This is a genomic window from Ruoffia sp. FAM 20857 (assembly GCF_045528645.1).
GTDB lineage: Bacteria > Bacillota > Bacilli > Lactobacillales > Aerococcaceae > Ruoffia > Ruoffia halotolerans.
This window is the reverse complement of the sequence record NZ_JBGQRB010000037.1, coordinates 1-20,495: the sequence shown is the minus strand read 5'-3', so window position 1 is coordinate 20,495 and position 20,495 is coordinate 1. Positions and strand designations below refer to the sequence as shown.

Here is a 20,495-nt window from a genome sequence, read left to right as displayed (position 1 = left end):
TCATCCGTGGTAAGATGGGTGTAGGTCATTTGTGGTCACTCCTTTGTATTCTTTGGTCGGAATTACAAGTTGAGTGTACCACAAATGGCTGTTTTAGTTGTCTAGCTTAATTTTACAATCGGCGTAAAGAAAAAATTGAATTATTAAAAGGAGAGAAAATAATGGGTTCCTCGGGGTCCTTGTGGACACAAGGCATAGTAATTATAGTCTTGACGGCAATTAACGCGTTTTTCGCAGCAAGTGAAATTGCCTTCGTATCAGTCAACCAGTCTAAAATGAAAGCATTAGCAGAAGAAGGTAATAAGAAAGCTCAAAGGGTTTTGGAATTATTAGAGAAATCTGATGATTTCTTAGCAACTATTCAAGTTGCGATCACTTTAGCGGGATTCTTATCCAGTGCCTCTGCAGCGACTTCATTTGCTGACAGATTCTCAGCTTTGCTACCGACATTTCCTGGAGCAGCAACAGTTGCGATTGTTGTCGTTACGTTAATTTTGTCTTATATTACTTTAGTGTTCGGTGAATTGTTTCCAAAACAAGTGGCATTACAAATGCCAGAAAAAATCGCCATGGGTACAAGTGGTATTATTGGAACGATTCAGAAAATTTTCCGTCCCTTTATTGCACTATTATCAGCTTCAACTGGATTATTACAGCGACTAACACCTCTTGATTTCTCAGAGAATGATGAAACATTCACTCGTGATGAGATGAAAGTGTTAATGGCTGAAAGTCGAAAAGAAGGTTCTATTGATTTAGCTGAATTTTCAATGCTTCAAGGTGTCCTATCTTTAGATGATAAGATGGCTAGAGAAATCATGGTGCCACGTACGGATACAATCATGGTTGATATTGAAGATGACTACGATGAGAATATTGAAGCGTTGCTAGATACACCTTACTCACGAATTCCTATCTATGAAGGTGAAAAAGATAATGTTGTGGGTGTTGTTCATATGAAGAATTTATTGAAACACGCACGAACAGTTGGTTTTGATAATATTGATATTCTTGATATATCAAGTGAGCCACTATTTGTACCATCCACAGTCTTTGTTGATGATTTATTAGTTGAATTCCGACGTGAAGAAACTCACTTGGCTATACTGCGAGATGAGTATGGTGGGGTTGAAGGGATTGTTACATTAGAAGACGTGTTAGAAGAGATTGTTGGGGATATCGAAGATGAGACAGATATCTCAACAGCAGGTGACATACGTAAAATCGATGATAACAATTATTATGTGAATGGCATTTTACCAATTGATAAATTTAATCAGTATTTTGATGTTGAATTAGAAAATGATGAAGTAGATACAATTGCTGGTCTGATTATTTATCATCTAGGCTATGTGCCAGACGATGACGAGCGAATTGTTCTAAGAGCAAGTGATTATGTGATTACGACAAGTCATATTGATAACGGTCGAATTCGTGGAATTCACGTGGAATATGATGACGATCAGAAAATTTCGAGTGATTATAACTTATACCATGACGTCACTGCAGATGCGAGTGATATAACAGTAGAAGAATTATTGGACTTAGACTCTGGAGAGAGTGACCAATAATCAAGTATGTCTAACGAACTTTCGGTACTCTTTGAGTCGGCCAGCTAGGACTGATCAAGCGCCAAAGTTCGTTTTTTTTTGGAGAATATTGAATAGAGGAGTAATAACATGTTAAACGAAATGATGCACCGCCCAATCGTGATGCAGAAAGTTGTTGACTTTATGCGTGAAGGCCAACTTGACTTTGAGGGAGGACTTGGTGAGATTGAAGCTTACGCGAATGAATTAGGCATTCCGATTGTACCGCATGAAACAGCGAAGTTTCTTGATTTCTTTACTGCAACCATGCAACCAAGTCAAGTTCTAGAAATCGGAACAGCCATCGGCTTCTCAGCAAGTTTAATGGCACAGCATTTACAAGCAGATGGGCATTTAACGACCATCGACCGCTATGAGAAAATGTATGAACGTGCCAAAGAAAACTTTAAAAAGATGGGGCTTGAAGACCGAATTACTTTAATTGAAGGAGACGCAACGGATGTCTTACCAACCTTAGAAGGTTCATATGATTTAATCTTTATGGATAGTGCCAAAGCGAAATATATCGAATTTTATCCTGAATGTATGCGTCTACTTCGTCAAGGTGGCGTATTAATTATTGACGATGTATTTCAAGGTGGTACAGTATTAGATGATGAAGCAGAAATTCCAAAACGCGTTAGAAAAATTCATCGTAAATTAAATGAATTGTTTGATACTGTATTAAATGATAAATCAAACCGTTCAACACTCGTTCCACTTGGCGATGGCCTTTTAATGGTCAGAAAGGAAGCAGAATAAATGACACGTGATATTCAACTCGTAGCAATTGATTTAGATGGGACTTTACTAAGAGATGACAAATCTTTGTCGCAAGAAAATGTAGACGCAATTAAAGAGGCGATTGAACAAGGTGTTCAAGTCGTTATTTGTACAGGACGTACGCTACCAAGTATTCAATATTTGTCTAAACAGCTGCCACAAGGGCATGGCGATGAATATTTAATCTTACAAAATGGGGCAGTTGTCCATCAGTTACCTGACTTAAATATTGTTCATGAAACAATCTTAACTGAAGCAGACCGTCAAGCAATTTATGATGTCTTTAAAGAGTACCGGAGTGAAGAAGTTCAAATGGTTGCCTTTGATCCAGACAAGCTGTATTTAGTTGATGATGAGACAGCGAATCCAACGGTTGTACAAGATGCTAAAACGTTAAGTACTGATATTACATTGGCAAAATTTGAAGAAGTTCTAAACTTAGAGACACTCTATAAAATCGTTGTCTTTGGTGGAGTTGAATTTATCGATGATTATTTAGAAAAAATTCCTAATGAATTATATGAACAAGTTCATATTGTCCGCTCTTTACCCGTTGCAATTGAATTTATTCCTAAATTAGCGAATAAAGCTAATGGTCTAAATGCTTTAATCCAACTGTTAGATATTAAAGCTGAAAACATTATGACCATAGGGGACGAACTAAATGATTACGAAATGGTTAAAATGGCTGGTTTAGGAGTCGCAATGGAAAATGGCCATCCAGAAGTAAAAAGAGTGGCCGATGAGCTGACTTTAACGAATAATGAGAATGGAGTCGCACACGCGATTAGAAAATTTGTCACACAACCGCCACACAATAGTTAAGTAATATTTATACTTTATTCACATTTACATGCTAAAATATATATTTGAATGAGGTCTTGTTATTTAAAAGAACGAATATTAAATTTTTTGAGGTGAACAAATGAAAAAACTAATTATCTCTGTAGTATCGGCACTAGTCATCATAATTGTGGCATATAGTGCAGGTATCGGATATTATGCTGAGAAATTCCAAGCAAATACAACTTTTGGAAGTGTTGATATTAGTAACTTAACACTCCCTGAAGCGGAAGAAAAAATTCAAGAGGATATCTACAGCAAAACTTTCCAAATTACTGAGAACGGCCAAGAAGTTGGTTCGATTCAATTAGGTGAATTGGGACCAGAATTACAAACGGGTGAAGTTTTAACAGAAACTTACAATAGCCAAAACCCAAATGAGTGGATTACAAGTTACTTCCAATCTGAAAACCATGATAGTGGCTTAATGGAAACAATGAATTTAGACGAGCAAAAATTAAACAAACAATTAGCGAATCTAGGTTTAAGTAATGAAGACCGTACAGCGGCTCAAGATGCAGCCATTGAATATACTGAAGCGCAAGGTTACTACGTTACTGAAGCGGAAGAAGGAAATCAATTAGATATTGATAAAGTTCAAGAATTAATTATGAACGGTATTCAAAATGGTGAAGAATCAATCGAAATTAATTCAGCTTACTTAGAACCCGAATTATCAAGTCATGACGAAAAAATCGATTCAGTCATGGAACAAATTGAAACAGCTAAAAACACTGAAATTAACCTTGAAATTGCTGGAAACAATGTCACAATTCCTCAAGAAACAATTGAAGAGTGGATTTACTTTGATTCAAATAACGAGATTGTTTATGACCAAGAATTAATTTACGAATATCTTGGAACATTAAACGATGAATACGCAACTTATGACAAACCACGTCAATTCCAAAGTACTTCAGAAGGTGAAGTAACAGTTGAACCCGGAACATTAGGTTGGTCCATTGACCGTGAATCAGAAACGCAAAACATTTTAGCTGATTTACAAGCTGGTGAGAATGTATCACGTCAACCAAATATAGTGGGGACGGGTTACAATACTGGAGGCAATGATATTGGGGATAGCTACGTTGAAGTCAGTGTTGACCACCAGACAATGTGGGTTTATGTTGATGGACAAATCGTAGTTGAAACACCTATCGTAACCGGACAAATCGGAACAGATACTGTACCAGGTGCTTACTCAATCTGGGATAAAGAAGAAGACTCTGAATTAAAAGGATACAACCCTCGTACAGAGCGTGATTACGTCCAACCAGTAAATTACTGGTTACCATTTGACGATACAGGCCAAGGTATCCATGATGCTGGATGGCAAAGTAATTTTGGCGGAAACACTTATCAAGTATCAGGATCACTTGGATGTATTAATACACCACCTGATGTTATGGCAGATGTTTTTGCTCATGCATACGAAGGTATGCCAGTCCTTATCCATTAATCTTAAGGGCTTAAAAATGACTTTTTAAAAAAATTAGGTTAATATGCAAAGTAGGGGAATGAAATATTCGACTACTTTGCTTTTCTTATTTAGTCATAAATAATTAAGAAAACCTTAATTTATTGTGGCAATTTTGACTATATTTAATAAAACTGTATAATTAATACGATATATATTTAATTAATATTTGACTAACCTAAATATTAATCCTTTATGTAAGGGGGAAGAAAACTATATGAAGAAGATACTTGTTGTCGACGATGAGAAGCCAATCTCGGATATAATTACATTCAATCTATCAAACGAAGGTTATGAAATTGTCACAAGTTTTGATGGCGAAGATGCGATCGAAAAATTTAAAGAAACAAAACCTGACCTCGTTATTTTAGATTTAATGTTACCTAAAAAAGATGGCTTGGAAGTGTGTCGAGAAATTAGAAAAGAAAGTGCTGTGCCGATTATTATGTTAACGGCAAAAGATTCTGAGATTGATAAAGTACTCGGTCTGGAATTAGGTGCTGACGACTATGTAACGAAACCATTCTCTAACCGCGAACTAATGGCTCGTGTAAAAGCGAACCTACGTCGTAACGCTTTAAAAGAAGTTGATGAAGATGAAAATAATGCCAATGAAATCAAAGTAGGCGAATTAATTGTTCACCAAGATGCATACATTGCATCGAAATTAGGTAGAGAAATAGAACTGACTCACCGTGAGTTTGAATTACTTCACTACTTAGCGAAACATATTGGACAAGTCATGACTCGTGAACATTTACTAGAAACTGTATGGGGCTATGATTATTTTGGGGATGTCCGAACAGTGGACGTAACAATTAGAAGATTACGTGAGAAAATCGAAGATCAACCAAGTCACCCGACGTATATTATTACCCGTCGTGGTGTTGGATACTTTTTAAAAAATCCAGAACAAGAATAATTAAATACAATATAAAGTGCCTGCTATTTGCAGAAGGATTCCTTCGCTTAGCAGGCACTTCTTTTATACATAATAAGAACACAATGCTCTTGATTCAAAGTAAATTAAATGAGATTCTAGCTTGTAATTATAGTTAAAAATCAATAAACTGAATCTATATGTTTTTTAGAATTAAAATGTTTGAATTAAGGAGACACCAACATGTTATTATTGTGTTCAGAACATAAAAATTTAGAAAGATTGGAGCTGATACGACGATGAAGCAAAGACCTTTTCGCTTTTTCCAATCGATATACTTTAAAATACCCTTACTATTTGTATTTATCTTAGTGATCACTTTCCAATTTATCGGAGTCATCTTTATTGACCAGTTAGAGACACAAACGGTAGATAATTTTAAAGTACAAATTAATACACAAGCGGACTTTTTAGCGAATAATATCACACCGATATTATCAAATTCAGATCAAGAGTCACAAAGTGTGCTCAACCAATTGCGTCAAACTTTAGAAACTTTTAGCTCAACAGCGCCAGCGCGCCTTGAAGTGATTAATAATGCGCAAACGATCATTGCGACGAATCAGGGATTAGATCAAAGTTCGATTGGGAACCAAACTACGGATGCCGATGCGCGTAATGTCTTACTCTATCAAAATGAATTACGCAGTGAATACTCAGACCCAGAAACAGATGCACCGATTTACAAATTAATTAAGCCTATCTTTGGGACAACGCAAACGACGTTACTCGGAGTGTTAGTTATTGAAGCTAATATGGAGCAAATTTATAGTCAGAATAATAATATTATCGACCTGTTTCTCCAGTCTTCGATTTTAGCCGTAGGCGTTGCTTTACTGATTTCCTTTGTCTTAAGTCAAGGTTTAACCCGTCCAATTGAGAATATGCGTCAACAAGCCTTACGTATTTCGGAAGGGGTCTATAATTATCCTGCTGAAGTGTACGGTTATGATGAATTAGGCGAGTTAACGATGACCATTAATGAGCTGGCCGTCAAAGTAAAAGATGCCCAAGAATCAACCGAGTCAGAGAGACAACGCTTAGACGGAATTCTTCGTCATATGACTGATGGTGTTATCGGGACTGATCAGCGAGGACGCGTCCTTTTAGTAAATGATCGAGCACTCCAATTGTTAAATATTCGCCGAGAGCAAGCGATTGGTCATTCGATTTTACGTCTATTGAATATCGAATCAAAGATCGCTTTAAAAGGATTATTACAAAAAGATACTGAAGTTATGATTAATCACAGTGATAAAGGTGTAGATTCGATTTTAAAAGGTGAATTCTCGATTATTCGTCGAGAAACCGGCTTTGTTACTGGAGTTGTGTGTGTGTTAACAGACGTCACAGAACAAGAGAAGACCGAACAAGAACAACGCGATTTCGTATCAAATGTGTCGCACGAATTGCGTACACCTTTAACCAGTATTAAAAGTTATAGTGAAGCCCTATCTGATGGTGCTTGGCGTGACGAGAAGATTGCGCCGCAATTTTTAGAAGTCATTCAATCAGAAAGTAATCGTATGATTCGGATGATCGCAAACTTACTGGATTTATCTAAGATGGATGGTGGCCAAATTACACTTCAGACCGACTACGTTGATTTGAAACGGATTATTAACCATATCATAGACCGGTTAGTTTTCACTTTAGAATCGGATTCAAATGCAGGGAATTATAATTTTGTGCGTGAATTTACAACACGGGATATCTATGTCGATGTTGACCAGGACCGAATGACTCAGGTGATTGATAATATCTTAAATAATGCCGTGAAATATTCACCCGATGGGGGAACCATTACAGTTAAAATTGAAGATAACCACCGCAGTGTCATTGTACGTATCACCGATGAAGGGTTAGGAATTTCTAAGCAAGACGCTGAGAAATTATTTGATCGTTTCTACCGCGTTGATAAGGCGCGGTCTCGTGAACAAGGTGGTAGTGGACTCGGCCTTGCGATTTCTAAAGAGGTTATCGAATTACATGGCGGTTCAATTTGGGTAGATAGTGTTGAAGGTGAAGGCTCAACCTTTATCTTTGAATTACCTTATACCGAATTCACCGAGCTAGATGGGGAGTGGGATTAATTGATGAGAAAACAAAATACGGGGATCACAGTCGTGCTCGTTATATTAGTTGCGATTAGTTTCTTATTCTCATACTTTATTCTTTATGATATCAACACATTTGAAAGTATTATTGGTAATGAATCAGCTCCGACAGACGAAGAGATAGCGACTGAAACCATTCAACCAACTGCTAATTACTACTCACCCACGCGATTAAGTTTTCAAGATGTTGTCTCTTCAGATGAGTATATTATTCGATTAGGCCAACAGTCTTACTTCATTCGTGATGAAGCAACTATCAACACATTGCGTTCTTTAATTGAAAGTAGACCCATCTCAGTTGATAATGTGTCATATATGGAAGATCCGCAGTTACTTAATAATTTATTAGATGTTGATCATCTGCAGATGGAATTACCGACGCGTATTCCCTTAGGAGCATACACGCGAGTATTATCCATTGAAGACGAGATACCGACAGATATTTTAATTGATCGAATTATTATTCCGCTGACTTCGCAAGAAGAGCGTGGAGTTTACTTAATTGATTCTAAGACAGAACGTGTGATTGAAGCAGAATTATCATCGAATTTAAGAAAAGATGAATTGCGTAATGCTATTACTTTAGAGAACTCAGATTTGCTTGAAGTGGTTCGTTATCAAGGCGCATATAAGCCAATTTACCTGCCAGTCAATAATGTAAACTTACAGTCGCAACTCTTTACCCTGGATGTATTGCCAGAAAATCTTCATGTCAGTGATTTGTTTGATAATACTGGCTTTAATACGACTGAAGTAGCAAATAGTGATGATGACGAAGTATTCCGTTATCAAAACTATATTAATACACTTGATGTGAACCGAACGACTCAGCAGTTTGACTTAACAATCAGCCGGGCAGATCCGGGTGAGCCAAGAACGACTGTTGAGAAATTCCGTAATGCCTTTAGTATGGTGCAACAATTTGAGTATTGGGAAGGCGATATTCGTCTATTCCATCAAGAGAATAACTTCATTACTTTTAGACGTTACTACAATGATTTACCCATCTTAACAAGCTCAAACATGCCTGATTATGGAGCGAACTCCGTTCAGATGCGTGGCGATTTGAGTGGGGATATCTTCCGATACCACCAACCGATGTTGACTTTTTATACGCATATCGACACGGCTTCACAAGAGTATGAATTGATGAATCATGAAGAAATTTTAGCAGTGCTTCAAGAACGAGGTTATACAGTGAATGGCTTTGAAGATATCTTTATGGCTTATGAATGGCAAGAAGATATGGAAATGTTTAGAAAAGCAGAGCTCATTCCGACTTGGTTCTTCCAATTAAACGGTGAGCACTATACTTTAGAAGAAATTCAAAGCGACGACTTTGTGGATATTTGGAATACTCAAGTACTTGGTGAAGGGGGAGCTGACTAGTGGACTTTAAACGCATTCAAATCGTATTAGTGTTTTTCTTTCTAGTATTCGATATTTACTTACTATTCATGTTGTTTAATCGAGCTGAAGTAACCAGTTTACCAACTGAACAGATTGAGTTATCCATTGAAGAAAATCTATCAAATCGTGGCGTTACTTTTGATGAATTATCGACTGAAAAATATCAACTCCCATTCGTCGTATCAGAGACTAATAATCATCTTGCTGAAAATATTTCACAACTTGAAATCGAAGATGTATCTGTGAATCAAGAAGGCATGCTGACTGGGACTTTATCAGAACCGATGGATTTAGGACTCGGCTTAACAGCTGAAACAACGGGTTTTTCAAATGAACAACGGCAAGCCCTTCAAGACTTTTTGGAGAACCCAGCCTTATTTATCTCTGGAGATGTTTACCGAAATATTTGGTATGTTAATTCAGAACAAGTCATCTATGCTCGAATGACCGCCTTTGACGGGCGTCCGATTGTGGATGGTACAGCAGAAATCCGAATTAATTTGGATGAAAACTTTATGATGACTGGTTATACGCAAACTTTCCAAAGCAATGTTACAGAGCTTGACCGAGACCGGACCATCTTATCCGAACGTGAAGCTTTAGAAATTATTGATCGTCGTGTGGAAACTTTAATCCCAGACGGTTCGGTAATTCATTATTCGATATTAGTTTATTACCGCCAGACGCAATTAGACGGCTTAAACGTCTATTCACCTGCCTGGCAAATCGTGTATGACAATCCGAATGGCCGCTTTACTTTATTAGTCGATAGTATTCGAGGAAATACAGTTAACCGGAAGCAATTTAATTAGTAAGAACCGTTCGCCACTATTGTGGTGGAGCGGTTTTTTTGGGGATCGTGATTTAAAATGCAACTCGCGCCAAATGGCTGTTCGGTTTGTCTTGAGTTGACGCAACTCAGGTCAAATGGGTGATCGGTTTGTCTTGAGTAGACGCAACTCAGGTCAAATGGGTGATCGGTTTGTCTTGAGTAGACGTAACTTGCGCCAAATGGGTGATCGGTTTGTCTTGAGTTGACGCAACTCAGGCCAAATGGGTGATTGGTTTGTCTTGAGTAGACAAACTTTTTAAATAATTACCCGTAACACATGTTCAAAAAGAAGTCTTTAAAAAGTAATTCATGCTTTAGTGTGCGAATGCATCCTATACATGGTAAAATACTATTATAATGAATGGAAAGTTAGGTGAGCCAAATGAATTTAAATCGTTTGAGCCGAAATATATTGAGCTTGTTACTCTCGCTCTTTATTCTTGTGCCGCTGATGACAATTTCAACCGTGAGTGCCCAGGATATTAGTTTTGATATAACAGAAGCAGATATTACAGGACAAATTTCGTCGGATGGCGATGTGTCTTTTAAAGAAATCTACACATTCGATGTCGATTATATGAATGGAGCTTACCACAATATCGATTATGGGGGTTACAATCTAACTGAATATCGTGTTGGGATTTTAGATGAAGAAACCGGCGATATTAATTACCTCAATGAAAGTTTTAACGAAGCACCTGGAACGTTTAAAGTATCCGATAATGGTCAGATTTTTAGACTACAAGTATTTAATCCAGCAGAGGACGAGACGGTGCATTTTGTATTCGAATACACACTAGAAGAATTAATTACTAACTATAATGACACTGCCGAGATTAACCGCAAGATCGTTCCGGAAAATACAGACGATGACTTTGCGGTCGATGCAAGAATTTACTTACCCGGAAGTGTCTCAAACCCAGATGATTTCCGAGCGTGGGGTTATGGACCTTATAACGGAGAAATTCAGCCGGTCACTGAAGGCGATCAAAGTTACATCGATATCACAGTGCCAGACAATCCACCAAATCAATTCGTGGAAGTTAATGCAATCTTCCCAACCGCATTAACACCAAATAACCAAAATATCGTTCAAGCAAATATGAAAGATGAGATTATTGAGCGATCTGAAGCAACCGTCGAAGCAGATAGAGAGGCGCATGAAAGTTCACAACAACGCCGTTGGTTGTGGGTCATCTTAGCTTTAATTGGCTTCCCACTCGTGACTATCTTTGCTTGGGTGTATTACTTCCGTAATCATCGTAAACTAAATCCAAAGCCAGCGCATGTCCCAGAACATGTCTATTCTTTACCAGAAGAGTTAACACCCGCCATTATGGCAACAGCGGTTTTTCGTGATAAGCCAATTGCGGATGACTTCTCGGCAACAATTATTGATTTAGCCCGTAAAGGATATATCAAAGTAGAAGAAGTCAGTCGAGAAAAACGGGGTCTTTTAAAACGCAAAAGCGCGTCAACCATTCGTGTATCGCCGGTTGAAGAAGAAGCTGACTTATTTGATTTACAAAAGCATGAACGCTATGTTTATGAATACTTACTTCCAAACAATGAACCGACAACACTCAGTCAAATCGAAGAAGATATTCAAAGTAATCGTAATACTAAAAAGCAAAAATACCGTAAATGGACACAGTTTGCTAATTACGTTGAAGTCAAAGGTGAACAAGTTAAAAATCAACCCAAAGAATATAATAATTCCGTTGGTTACGCTGTTCTAGCTGTTATTGCAAGTGTGATTATGTTATTTGTTTTACTATTTTTAACTTTAGATTCACCACTACAAGAACATATTATGCCGATTTTACTAGCCTTCACAGTGAATTTGATCTTAGCCATTGTCATCTTATTATTGACGACACTTCGACCTATTCGAACTTACGAACAAGATAAGATGATTAAAGAGTGGAAAGGCTTTGCGAATATGTTAGATGATATAGGGAATTTCAACATGCGTGAAGTTGCTTCACTGCCTCTCTGGGAAGAGTTTTTAGTTTATGCGATTTCCTTAGATGTGGCAGATAAAGTGATTGAAGCCATGAATAAAGAATATGGTATGGAAGAATTGAGTCAAATGGCAATGCCAATGGTTATCTACAGTAACCCTTACTGGATTAACCAAGTTGTCAGACCATCGATTAGCCAATCCGTGACAAGTAGCGCTCCAGCACAAAGCAAATACTCTGGGTCGAATACGGGAGGTTTTGGTGGTGGCTTCTCTAGTGGGTCATCTGGAGGATCAGGTGGCGGTGGGGGAACCGGTGGTTTCTAAACCAAACTAGCCAAACATCTATCAGGCACATTTTGCTTGATAGATGTTTTTTTGTAAGCAATAAGCATTGCCAATCTCGAGTTGTAATGATAAGCTATCTAGTACGTTAAAATGAAAGTAAAGAGTGATTAAATGACTGAAATAATTATACCTGGATCGACGCCAGGTAAAGAAGAAAAGAAAAGTGTTCAAGACGCATTTGATACATTGCAATACTCCATTTTAGCAAGTGGAAGTAGTGGGAACTGTACTTATGTCGAATCGATGAATCACCGAATTATGATTGATGCCGGACTCAGCGGCAAGCGAATCGAAGCCCTATATGCTCAAATTGACCGTCAGGTGAGCGATATTGATGCGATTCTCGTGACGCATGAGCACAAAGATCATATTCACGGTGTCGGTGTCCTTTCGCGTAAATACAATATTCCAATCTATGCTAATGCTAAGACATGGAGCGCCATGGAAAATATGATCGGAAAAATCGCATCCGAGAACCGTCAATATATCGAACCAGATACACTTGTATCGATTGGTGATATTGATGTGTTAAGTTATGGTGTCAGCCATGATGCGATTCAACCACAATTTTATGCTTTTCAAAAAGGCAAAAAACATTTCGCGATGCTAACAGATACAGGTTACGTCAGCGACCGCTTACGCAGCCAATTAAAGAATCTTTCGGCTTACTTAATCGAGAGTAATCATGAGATTGAACTGCTACGCTACGGAAAATATCCTTGGTCTGTTAAACAAAGAATCTTAAGCGACAAAGGGCATTTAAGTAACGAAGACGGTGCCTTAGCGATGAAAGACTTAATCGGTAACAACACGACCGATATTTACCTAGGTCACTTAAGCCGTGACAACAATACAAAAGAATTTGCGATGGCTTCAATGGAAGATATCTTACGTTACAACAACTTTGCAGTAAACGAAGATTTCTTACTACACATGACCGATCCCGGCGAAGCAACCCCCTTAAAACGCCTATAAACGTATAAGCAACCCGTCTGAGTTAGCCAAAGCTAATAAAGAGGGGTTTTTATATTGAAAATGTGATGTGAGCTGGCTCACGCGAAATGAACTGTGATTTGTCTTAAGTTGCCTCATCTCAAGCCAAACCAATCACCCATTTAACTTAAGATACACCTAAAAAGTGTCACAGCAATCTTATATTAACGCGATGTCATAAAGATTAAGACGACTTAAGATTATAATCCAAATTTTATTGATAAATTTTCATAAATGCTTCATAAATGGTTGCTAGAATATATTATGTAATAAATATTAGAAAGGAAGATGCTAGTGAAAAAGAAAAACCAACAAACCGAAACTCAATCATTAAGCTTTTGGCGTAGTGTGTTCGGCGGAATTATGGGAACTGTCCTTGTATTATCATTAGTCAGTGTCCTAGGATTCGGCTTATTGAGTGATGATCAACCAACCGCATACTCGCAAGAAGACTTAATTGAATTCGAATCAACAATTACCCAAACAGTGCAAGATACACAGGAAGCTGTCGTATCTGTCGGAAACTACCAATCAGTTCAAACTAGTCCATTTGGCCAAAGAGGCTATGTTGAAGGGCAAGGATTACAACTGGAAGATATCCAACAAGAACCAATTCTAGTGGGAACAGGTAGTGGTGTTATTTATAAAGTTGATGGAGAGATAGCTTACGTTGTTACAAATAACCATGTTATTGATGGACATGACTCTTTAGAAGTCACTTTAAATGACGGAACTCAAATTGAAGCAACCGAAGTAGGATCAGATGCGCTAAGTGACTTAGCAGTTTTACAAATCTCATCTGAAAGTGTTACTGATGTGATTGAATTTGCGAACTCTGATGAAATCCAAGTTGGTAGCATAGCAATTGCTATCGGATCACCTTTAGATTCAGCAACATTCGCCTCAACAGTAACGCAAGGGATTGTCTCAGGACTTAACCGTTCATTACAAATTGATACAGATGGTGATGGGGCAGAAGACTGGGAAATGACTTTACTACAAACGGATGCAGCGATTAACCCAGGTAACTCTGGTGGGGCTTTAGTTAATTCAAGTGGTCAGCTGATCGGAATTAACTCAAGTAAAATCGCTACTTCAACCGTTGAAGGTATGGGCTTCGCTATCCCAAGTAACGATGTAACTCAAATCATCGAACAACTTGAAGCTAACGGAGAAGTCATCCGTCCAGTACTCGGAACAACAACAGTTAACTTAAACTACTTTGCCCTTGAAACACGTGTTCAAGATTTAGGTTTAGCAGAAGATATGACTGAAGGAGCCGTTGTGATTGATGTTGCAGCAAACTCATCAGCCGCAGATGCAGGTATTGAACAATTTGATGTCATTACCGCAATCAATGACGAACCAGTCACAGATGGACAAGTATTACGTCAATTACTTTATGAATACCAAGTTGGCGATACAATTACTCTAACAATTATCCGTGGTGGGGAAGAGCAACAAATTGAAGTAACATTAGAAGCATCACCCACTACAAACACTCAACCAGCACAGTAACAATTCACAACGTTAAGTGAAATAAATTGAATAAACCTACCCATTATTTCAATTTTTCTCCTCAAGAACACTTTTCCTAAGCGTCAGTGAAACAAAGAAACGGTTTAGCGTCATGCTAGACCGTTTTTTGTTTTGTAAAAACGAAGTTAAAGGATTCTGCTTGTGAATAAAATCTATGTGTATAAACATGCAATGCTAAGTTATCAACAAATAAACAAGTTATCAACAGAAAACACCCCGATAATTGTGCATAACTGTTGAAAAGTGTGGATAAGTACACAAAATGAAATAAAATTACATCTATCAGTGTTAAAGAATAATAACCAGATGATAATTATGGGGTATTCAACAGAAAAATGACTTATGCACAGACTTATGCACAATCTGTTAGTGGATAAGTCGCAAAAACGACTCTTATTTACATAAAATCCGAAATAAATACACAAAATTCAAAATAATACCAACCATGAATTGTGGATAACTTTCTATAAAAACAAAAAACTCACTTCACAAAGTATGAAGTGAGTTTTAATCATATTTACAGTTGACCAAGATAGTCAAATTTTTCAAACGTATGCGTATTCGCAATCCCAACTAAGATAACATCTTCTGACAATGGCTCAGCGATATTAATCCCAGTTAAATTCTCTCCACGCTCAGATCGTTGTCCAATCAGGTTAATCTCGTATTTACGACGCAAATCAAGATTAGTCAACAGCTTACCAATCCAAGCTTCAGGAATTTCAAATTCTATAATCGATGTATCATCATCCAAACGCAAGACTTCATCAATTTTATTTCGTAATATTTTCGATGCTAAGCGGTGACCAGAATCACGTTCCGGGGCCACAACCGCACTCACACCCACTTCATACAAGACATCTTCAAACATCAAACTACGAGCCTTCGCAACGATCTGAGGAACGCCTAATTTCTTACAATGCATCACTGCAAGAACCGCACTTTCTAAGTGAGTTCCTGTTGCGATGACCACAACATCACAGTTATTAATCCCAACATTTCGAAGTAATTCAATGTCTGTAAAGTCACCAATCGTCGCATTTGTCACTTGTTCTGAAATCTTTTGAACTTTAGCCGCGTCAGTATCAATGGCGATGACTTCACACCCATACTCACTTAACTCTGTTGCGACGCGCTCGCCGAAGATACCTAAACCAAGCACACCTACAATTTTTTCTTCATTTTGAACCCCTCTCATATTAACCAAGGAAAATATTCGTCTCTGCGTAATGTATTTCACGATTACGTCTTTGTAAAATACCTAACAGTAAGGTAATAGGCCCAACTCGCCCGGCTATCATCAGAACAACCATGATAGATACCCCAAAAGGATTTAAATAATCAATCGTATTAAAAGAAATTCCGGCTGAACCTAGGGCATTTGCTGTCTCAAATAAAATATCCAAAGAATCAAGATGAGGATGAGTTAATAAAATCGCCCCATACCCAACAAATAATAAAATGACAAAGAATAAAACAATAATCACTGCTTGCTTCACTATACGTGATGGAATAATTCGTTTAAAAGCCACGACATGGTTATAACTTTGAACCTCAGATTTAAATAATAAGACCAAAATCGCAAACGATGTGACCTTAATCCCGCCAGCTGTCCCACCCGGTGCACCACCAATAATTGTCTGCACCATAGAACTTAATTTTGTAAAAGGATTTAACTCAAAGTAATTCACCGAAGTATAGCCAGCCGTACGCGTATTTGTAGTATTAAAGAATGCATTCAAGAGCTTTAAGCCCGGAGACATATCCCCTATCGAATTAGGATTCGACCATTCAGCAGCTAGAAACAAGACTGTCCCTAAAGCGATAATCGCGCTTGAAAAGACCAAAACAATCCGACTATGAACGGATAAATGTTGAAAAGCGAGCCTCAATGACCGTGGACGACTTTTAATATAATTGCCGACACGTTCAGATAATTCAAACCAAACAGAAAAACCAATCCCACCAGAAATCACTAAAAACGAAACAGTTAATAGAATCAATGGGTTGTTGTAAAAGCCTTCCAAACTATCTGTGTATAAATTATGAAAACCCGAATTACTAAAAGAAGAGATGGATAAGAATAAAGCATTAAAAGCCCCTCTAACAAAGCCAAAACGAGGTACAAAATCATACATAATAATTAAAGCTCCAATAATCTCAGCAGAAATCGTAAATTTATAAATTGATAATAGAAAATCCATCAAGTTACGGTTCGTATCCCGACTTAGAGACTGTTGAAGTAAATACTGGTCCTGCAAAGAAAGCCGCCGGTTAAGGTAGAAAATACCAACGTTTAAGATCGTAATCACACCCAGTCCACCGACTTGGATAAGTAAGAGAGCAATCACTTGCCCAGCTAAATTATACGTCTCAGCAATGGGTAAGGCCGCCATACCTGATACACAAACAAGCGAAATCGCTGTTAATAAGTGGTCGAAATAACCTACATCTGTAGAAGGCTGGTGAAAGATAGGAAGAGATAAAATCAAACTTCCGATAAAAGCCACAAGCACAAAACTTAATGTTAATTGAAGAGAAGTCGAAATTTTTCGGTTCCCAATCGTAATGGCCAAACCTAATCGCTCCTTTCGATAATTAATTCAATGTAAATATCATACAAAATATATCTGATAAATGCTATGATAATTCAGACAAAGGAGTGAGGAAATGAATATCGAAGTGATTGTTGTAGGAAAACTGAAAGAAAAGTACTTAAAAATGGGTATCGCAGAATACTTGAAACGACTGGATGCTTACGCTAACGTAAAAGTCATCGAACTCGCGGACGAACCAACTAAGGAAAATATGAGTGACGTCGAAGAAGAGGCTGTCTTAGCCAAAGAAGCCGACCGCATCAAAGCTAAATTAGACCCAAGTCGTAAAGTCATTGTCTTAGCGATTGAAGGAAAACTTATCTCATCAGAAGAACTAGCTAGCCAATTAGATGACTATGCAACTTACGGGCAGAGTAAAGTAACCTTTATAATTGGAGGATCTCTCGGCTTACACAAATCATTAAAACAATCGGCAGACTTATCCATTAGCTTCGGCCGAATAACATTACCTCATCAGTTAATGCGATTAGTGTTGGTAGAGCAAATCTACCGAGCGTTTCGGATTATGAAGGGGCATGCGTATCATAAATGATGATAAAAATTACATCTGTTTGGTAGATGAGAGTGCTTACTCAATGCATCTCTACCCTCTAAAATCATCGGGGTTTCGGGGGATTACTAGATAGTCCTTAGTTGAAGTAAGTAAGAGCCCATAGATAGGAAAACCCAACTTGATCATCTATCTAATCAAAAAAAATAAAGCAGAGTTTACAGGAAAACCTGTGAGCTCTGCTTTGGTGTGTTTGCCGAAGAGGAAATAAGGTCCTCACTCAAACTCTTATCCTTCTAAAATCGTCGGGAAATCGGGAAGTCTCCTATTATTTGTAATTTTTATCATTATATTGATTTTTAATATTATAACATGCTAACTCAGAATCTGAGTCGACACATTGGGTGACTTAATGTGTCAACTCAATTTAATAGTCGATACATTAAAAGCAACTTATAACTTTTATTAGAACTACCTCACCTAGTTATCTATTGAGGTTTTTAAAGAAGTAAAAAGCAATCCATCGCTACTAATAGAATAGTTTGCTGTAACTATGAGCAACGCGATTTCATCCTTAGAGTCTATCCGATTAAACTTGAGAAGCACGAACTTAGGAAAGGCTTTGAAAGCAATCATCACCTTGTAAAATAACAAGCAGATCGAAATATTAAGCTTGGTAAATCAATACAAAACTTTTACGTTCACAAAAAAACGAACATTAACTCAACATCACTAATCAATGTTTATTTTTTATTTTGTTTATAGCGCTCTTTTACTTTATAGTATTTATATAAAATATTTTAATTGGAGTGAATAAATTGCATTATATTCAAGATATATTGGCAGCAATCGGAGTAGTTATTAACGGAATCCCACAAGGCATCCTTGCCTTATCGTTCGGGTTTGCAGCTTTTCCAACTGGTTTAGGTTTTGCCTTCTCAGCCATTGCAAATGCGGTAACAGGATCTGTTGCACCCGTTTCTTTTCAAGTCGAAACAATTACTGTGGCCGGCACAATGGGTGATAACAAAAGAGAACGAGTTTCCTTAATTTTTTATGCAGCAATTATTATGACTATTATTGGTCTTTTTGGTTTAATGGATAAACTTGTTAGCTTTGTCGGAGTAGAAATCACCTCTGGTATGATGGCTGGTGTGGGGCTCATCTTAGCTAAAGCGGCAATTGATATGGCTCGAAGCAATCGCGGTGTTGGTATTATCTCGTTTTTTACCGCTCTTATTGTCTATATTTTCACCCATGATTTAGTTTATACAATCGTTGCTTCTGTTGGGCTAGCAACTTTCTATTCTTCGTTTTATAAAAAGCAAACATTTGACTTAGTAGGAGATGTTGCAGAAAACAAATTGAGCTTTGTTAAACCGCTTGGACTTAATTGGAAAATTCTACGTGGCGCTTTAGCGCTAGCATGTTTAAATATCGGTTCAAATATTTCTTTCGGAATGATTACTGGGAGCATGACCGGTTCCGATACAAACCCTGTAGATGTGGATGTATTGACTGTCGTTAGTTCAGTCGCTGATTTTATTACAAGTTTATTTGGAGGCGCACCTTTAGAGTCGATTATTTCAGCAACAGGTAGTGCCCCTAATCCAGTGTTCTCTGGTGTCTTGATGATGACTTTGATGGCTTTACTACTATTCTTCGGTGTTTTACCTAAATTAGGTAAATTCGTCCCTATGGAATCAATCGCAGGCTTCTTATTTGTTTTAGGAGCAATCGTAACGGTTCCGTCAAACTTTTCTTCTGGATCAGAAATTGACCCTATGACAACCGGGATTACAATGATTGTTAGCTATTTCTTTGATCCATTTTTCGGAATGTTAGCTGGCGTTGTCGTGAAATTTTTATTACCATTATTAGGAGTGAGTTTATAAATGAAAACATTCGACTTAACGATTGCAGGTCTAAAGCGTTCTCTACCGATTGTTCGCTTGTCTGAAAATTTAGCCATCGCATCATTTGTGCTACTAGGTGACACTGAATTAGCAGTTTTAGGTGCTGAAGCATTAGCAGACAAAATTAATACGGAGTTTGATTACTTTTTAACCGCAGAAGCAAAAGGTATTCCACTCGTTCAATGTATTGCCCAAGAATTTAACCATCCTAAGTTTTATGTCGCAAGAAAATCAGTTAAAGCTTATATGGATAATCCACTCATTACCGAAGTGTTGAGTATTACAACTCAAGCATCTCAACAATTAGTATTGGACGGTAAAGATGCAGCAGAATTAAAAGGCAAAAAAGTTATTTTAATTGATGATGTCATCAGTACTGGCGATTCACTTGCTGCCTTAAAACAATTAGCTGAAGAAGCTGGTGCCATTGTTGTAGATCAGCTTGCACTCCTCGCTGAAGGTGATGCAGCTAAACGAACTGATATTCAATTTTTAGAAGAACTCCCTTTGTTTGGTTCATGAATTTTTGATGTTGGTGGACCGAGGAGCCAGGTGACGCAGTCACCTTGGCTCTTTTTTTATTCCTATGTTTAAGTGTCTCTCTATGCAACGATAGTTTGTGTTGTGTTCTCATCTT

General features: G+C 37.6%; 16 protein-coding genes. 14 read left to right on the top strand and 2 right to left on the bottom strand.

The genetic code is table 11. From position 1 onward, the window contains the following. The first annotated feature begins 161 nt into the window (after positions 1-161). The 11 genes from ACEN4N_RS08780 to ACEN4N_RS08730 all read left to right on the top strand — a co-directional run bounded on the left by ACEN4N_RS08780 (position 162) and on the right by ACEN4N_RS08730 (position 14,813). Positions 162-1,571, top strand: coding sequence for a hemolysin family protein (locus ACEN4N_RS08780; protein ID WP_407094075.1), 1,410 nt, complete (start codon positions 162-164; stop codon positions 1,569-1,571). Between the two features lie 108 nt (positions 1,572-1,679). After that, entirely contained in the window at positions 1,680-2,351 is a 672-nt protein-coding gene (locus ACEN4N_RS08775; RefSeq protein ID WP_407094074.1) for an O-methyltransferase, read from the top strand. Continuing rightward, positions 2,352-3,197, top strand: coding sequence for a Cof-type HAD-IIB family hydrolase (locus ACEN4N_RS08770; protein WP_407089118.1), 846 nt, complete (start codon positions 2,352-2,354; stop codon positions 3,195-3,197). It abuts the gene before it with no gap. Between the two features lie 100 nt (positions 3,198-3,297). After that, a complete protein-coding gene (locus tag ACEN4N_RS08765; protein ID WP_407089119.1) occupies positions 3,298-4,674 on the top strand; it encodes a peptidoglycan binding domain-containing protein in 1,377 nt (458 codons plus the stop codon). Positions 4,675-4,909: 235 nt separating this feature from the next. After that, on the top strand, positions 4,910-5,614 hold the full coding sequence (gene yycF, locus ACEN4N_RS08760; protein ID WP_138404477.1) for a response regulator YycF: 705 nt from the start codon (positions 4,910-4,912) through the stop codon (positions 5,612-5,614). Positions 5,615-5,871: 257 nt separating this feature from the next. Next, on the top strand, positions 5,872-7,725 hold the full coding sequence (gene walK, locus ACEN4N_RS08755) for a cell wall metabolism sensor histidine kinase WalK (RefSeq protein ID WP_407094073.1): 1,854 nt from the start codon (positions 5,872-5,874) through the stop codon (positions 7,723-7,725). 3 nt (positions 7,726-7,728) lie between these two features. Further along, the gene (gene yycH / locus ACEN4N_RS08750) at positions 7,729-9,138 is read left to right on the top strand and encodes a two-component system activity regulator YycH (RefSeq protein ID WP_235888779.1); all 1,410 of its coding nucleotides are present in this window, start codon (positions 7,729-7,731) and stop codon (positions 9,136-9,138) included. After that, positions 9,138-9,971, top strand: a complete 834-nt coding sequence (locus tag ACEN4N_RS08745) for a two-component system regulatory protein YycI (RefSeq protein WP_138404474.1) — start codon at positions 9,138-9,140, stop codon at positions 9,969-9,971. The genes yycH and ACEN4N_RS08745 overlap by 1 nt, the downstream gene beginning before the upstream one ends. Positions 9,972-10,373: 402 nt before the next feature. Continuing rightward, the gene (locus tag ACEN4N_RS08740; RefSeq protein ID WP_407089121.1) at positions 10,374-12,281 is read left to right on the top strand and encodes a DUF2207 family protein; all 1,908 of its coding nucleotides are present in this window, start codon (positions 10,374-10,376) and stop codon (positions 12,279-12,281) included. Between the two features lie 132 nt (positions 12,282-12,413). Then, the gene (locus tag ACEN4N_RS08735; protein ID WP_407094072.1) at positions 12,414-13,277 is read left to right on the top strand and encodes an MBL fold metallo-hydrolase; all 864 of its coding nucleotides are present in this window, start codon (positions 12,414-12,416) and stop codon (positions 13,275-13,277) included. 312 nt (positions 13,278-13,589) lie between these two features. Then, a complete protein-coding gene (locus ACEN4N_RS08730; protein WP_407094071.1) occupies positions 13,590-14,813 on the top strand; it encodes a S1C family serine protease in 1,224 nt (407 codons plus the stop codon). Between the two features lie 538 nt (positions 14,814-15,351). Here the strand turns inward: ACEN4N_RS08730 and ACEN4N_RS08725 are convergent. Both ACEN4N_RS08725 and ACEN4N_RS08720 read right to left on the bottom strand, forming a co-directional pair. Beyond that, complete coding sequence (locus ACEN4N_RS08725; protein ID WP_407094070.1) at positions 15,352-16,032, bottom strand: potassium channel family protein; 681 nt, start codon at positions 16,030-16,032, stop codon at positions 15,352-15,354. Position 16,033: 1 nt separating this feature from the next. Then, the gene (locus ACEN4N_RS08720) at positions 16,034-17,410 is read right to left on the bottom strand and encodes a TrkH family potassium uptake protein (RefSeq protein ID WP_407094069.1); all 1,377 of its coding nucleotides are present in this window, start codon (positions 17,408-17,410) and stop codon (positions 16,034-16,036) included. Positions 17,411-17,504: 94 nt separating this feature from the next. Between ACEN4N_RS08720 and rlmH the strand changes: the two genes are divergently transcribed. From rlmH to ACEN4N_RS08705, 3 genes are all read left to right on the top strand, one after another. Next, positions 17,505-17,984 carry a 23S rRNA (pseudouridine(1915)-N(3))-methyltransferase RlmH gene (gene rlmH / locus ACEN4N_RS08715; RefSeq protein ID WP_407089126.1) on the top strand — a complete coding sequence of 160 codons (480 nt, stop codon included), beginning with the start codon at positions 17,505-17,507 and terminating at the stop codon, positions 17,982-17,984. A 776-nt stretch (positions 17,985-18,760) separates the two neighbouring features. Further along, positions 18,761-19,837, top strand: coding sequence for an NCS2 family permease (locus tag ACEN4N_RS08710; RefSeq protein WP_407094068.1), 1,077 nt, complete (start codon positions 18,761-18,763; stop codon positions 19,835-19,837). After that, positions 19,838-20,380 carry a phosphoribosyltransferase family protein gene (locus ACEN4N_RS08705; protein ID WP_407094067.1) on the top strand — a complete coding sequence of 181 codons (543 nt, stop codon included), beginning with the start codon at positions 19,838-19,840 and terminating at the stop codon, positions 20,378-20,380. It begins immediately after the preceding gene. The last annotated feature ends 115 nt before the right edge of the window (positions 20,381-20,495 follow it).

What these genes read in the sequence shown, in the direction of transcription:
- ACEN4N_RS08780 (WP_407094075.1), top strand. Translation starts at nt 162, where the DNA reads ATGGGTTCCTCGGGGTCCTTGTGGACACAAGGCATAGTAATTATAGTC.
- ACEN4N_RS08775 (WP_407094074.1), top strand. Translation starts at nt 1,680, where the DNA reads ATGTTAAACGAAATGATGCACCGCCCAATCGTGATGCAGAAAGTTGTT.
- ACEN4N_RS08770 (WP_407089118.1), top strand. Translation starts at nt 2,352, where the DNA reads ATGACACGTGATATTCAACTCGTAGCAATTGATTTAGATGGGACTTTA.
- ACEN4N_RS08765 (WP_407089119.1), top strand. Translation starts at nt 3,298, where the DNA reads ATGAAAAAACTAATTATCTCTGTAGTATCGGCACTAGTCATCATAATT.
- yycF (WP_138404477.1), top strand. Translation starts at nt 4,910, where the DNA reads ATGAAGAAGATACTTGTTGTCGACGATGAGAAGCCAATCTCGGATATA.
- walK (WP_407094073.1), top strand. Translation starts at nt 5,872, where the DNA reads ATGAAGCAAAGACCTTTTCGCTTTTTCCAATCGATATACTTTAAAATA.
- yycH (WP_235888779.1), top strand. Translation starts at nt 7,729, where the DNA reads ATGAGAAAACAAAATACGGGGATCACAGTCGTGCTCGTTATATTAGTT.
- ACEN4N_RS08740 (WP_407089121.1), top strand. Translation starts at nt 10,374, where the DNA reads ATGAATTTAAATCGTTTGAGCCGAAATATATTGAGCTTGTTACTCTCG.
- ACEN4N_RS08735 (WP_407094072.1), top strand. Translation starts at nt 12,414, where the DNA reads ATGACTGAAATAATTATACCTGGATCGACGCCAGGTAAAGAAGAAAAG.
- ACEN4N_RS08725 (WP_407094070.1), bottom strand. Translation starts at nt 16,032, where the DNA reads ATGAGAGGGGTTCAAAATGAAGAAAAAATTGTAGGTGTGCTTGGTTTA.
- rlmH (WP_407089126.1), top strand. Translation starts at nt 17,505, where the DNA reads ATGAATATCGAAGTGATTGTTGTAGGAAAACTGAAAGAAAAGTACTTA.
- ACEN4N_RS08705 (WP_407094067.1), top strand. Translation starts at nt 19,838, where the DNA reads ATGAAAACATTCGACTTAACGATTGCAGGTCTAAAGCGTTCTCTACCG.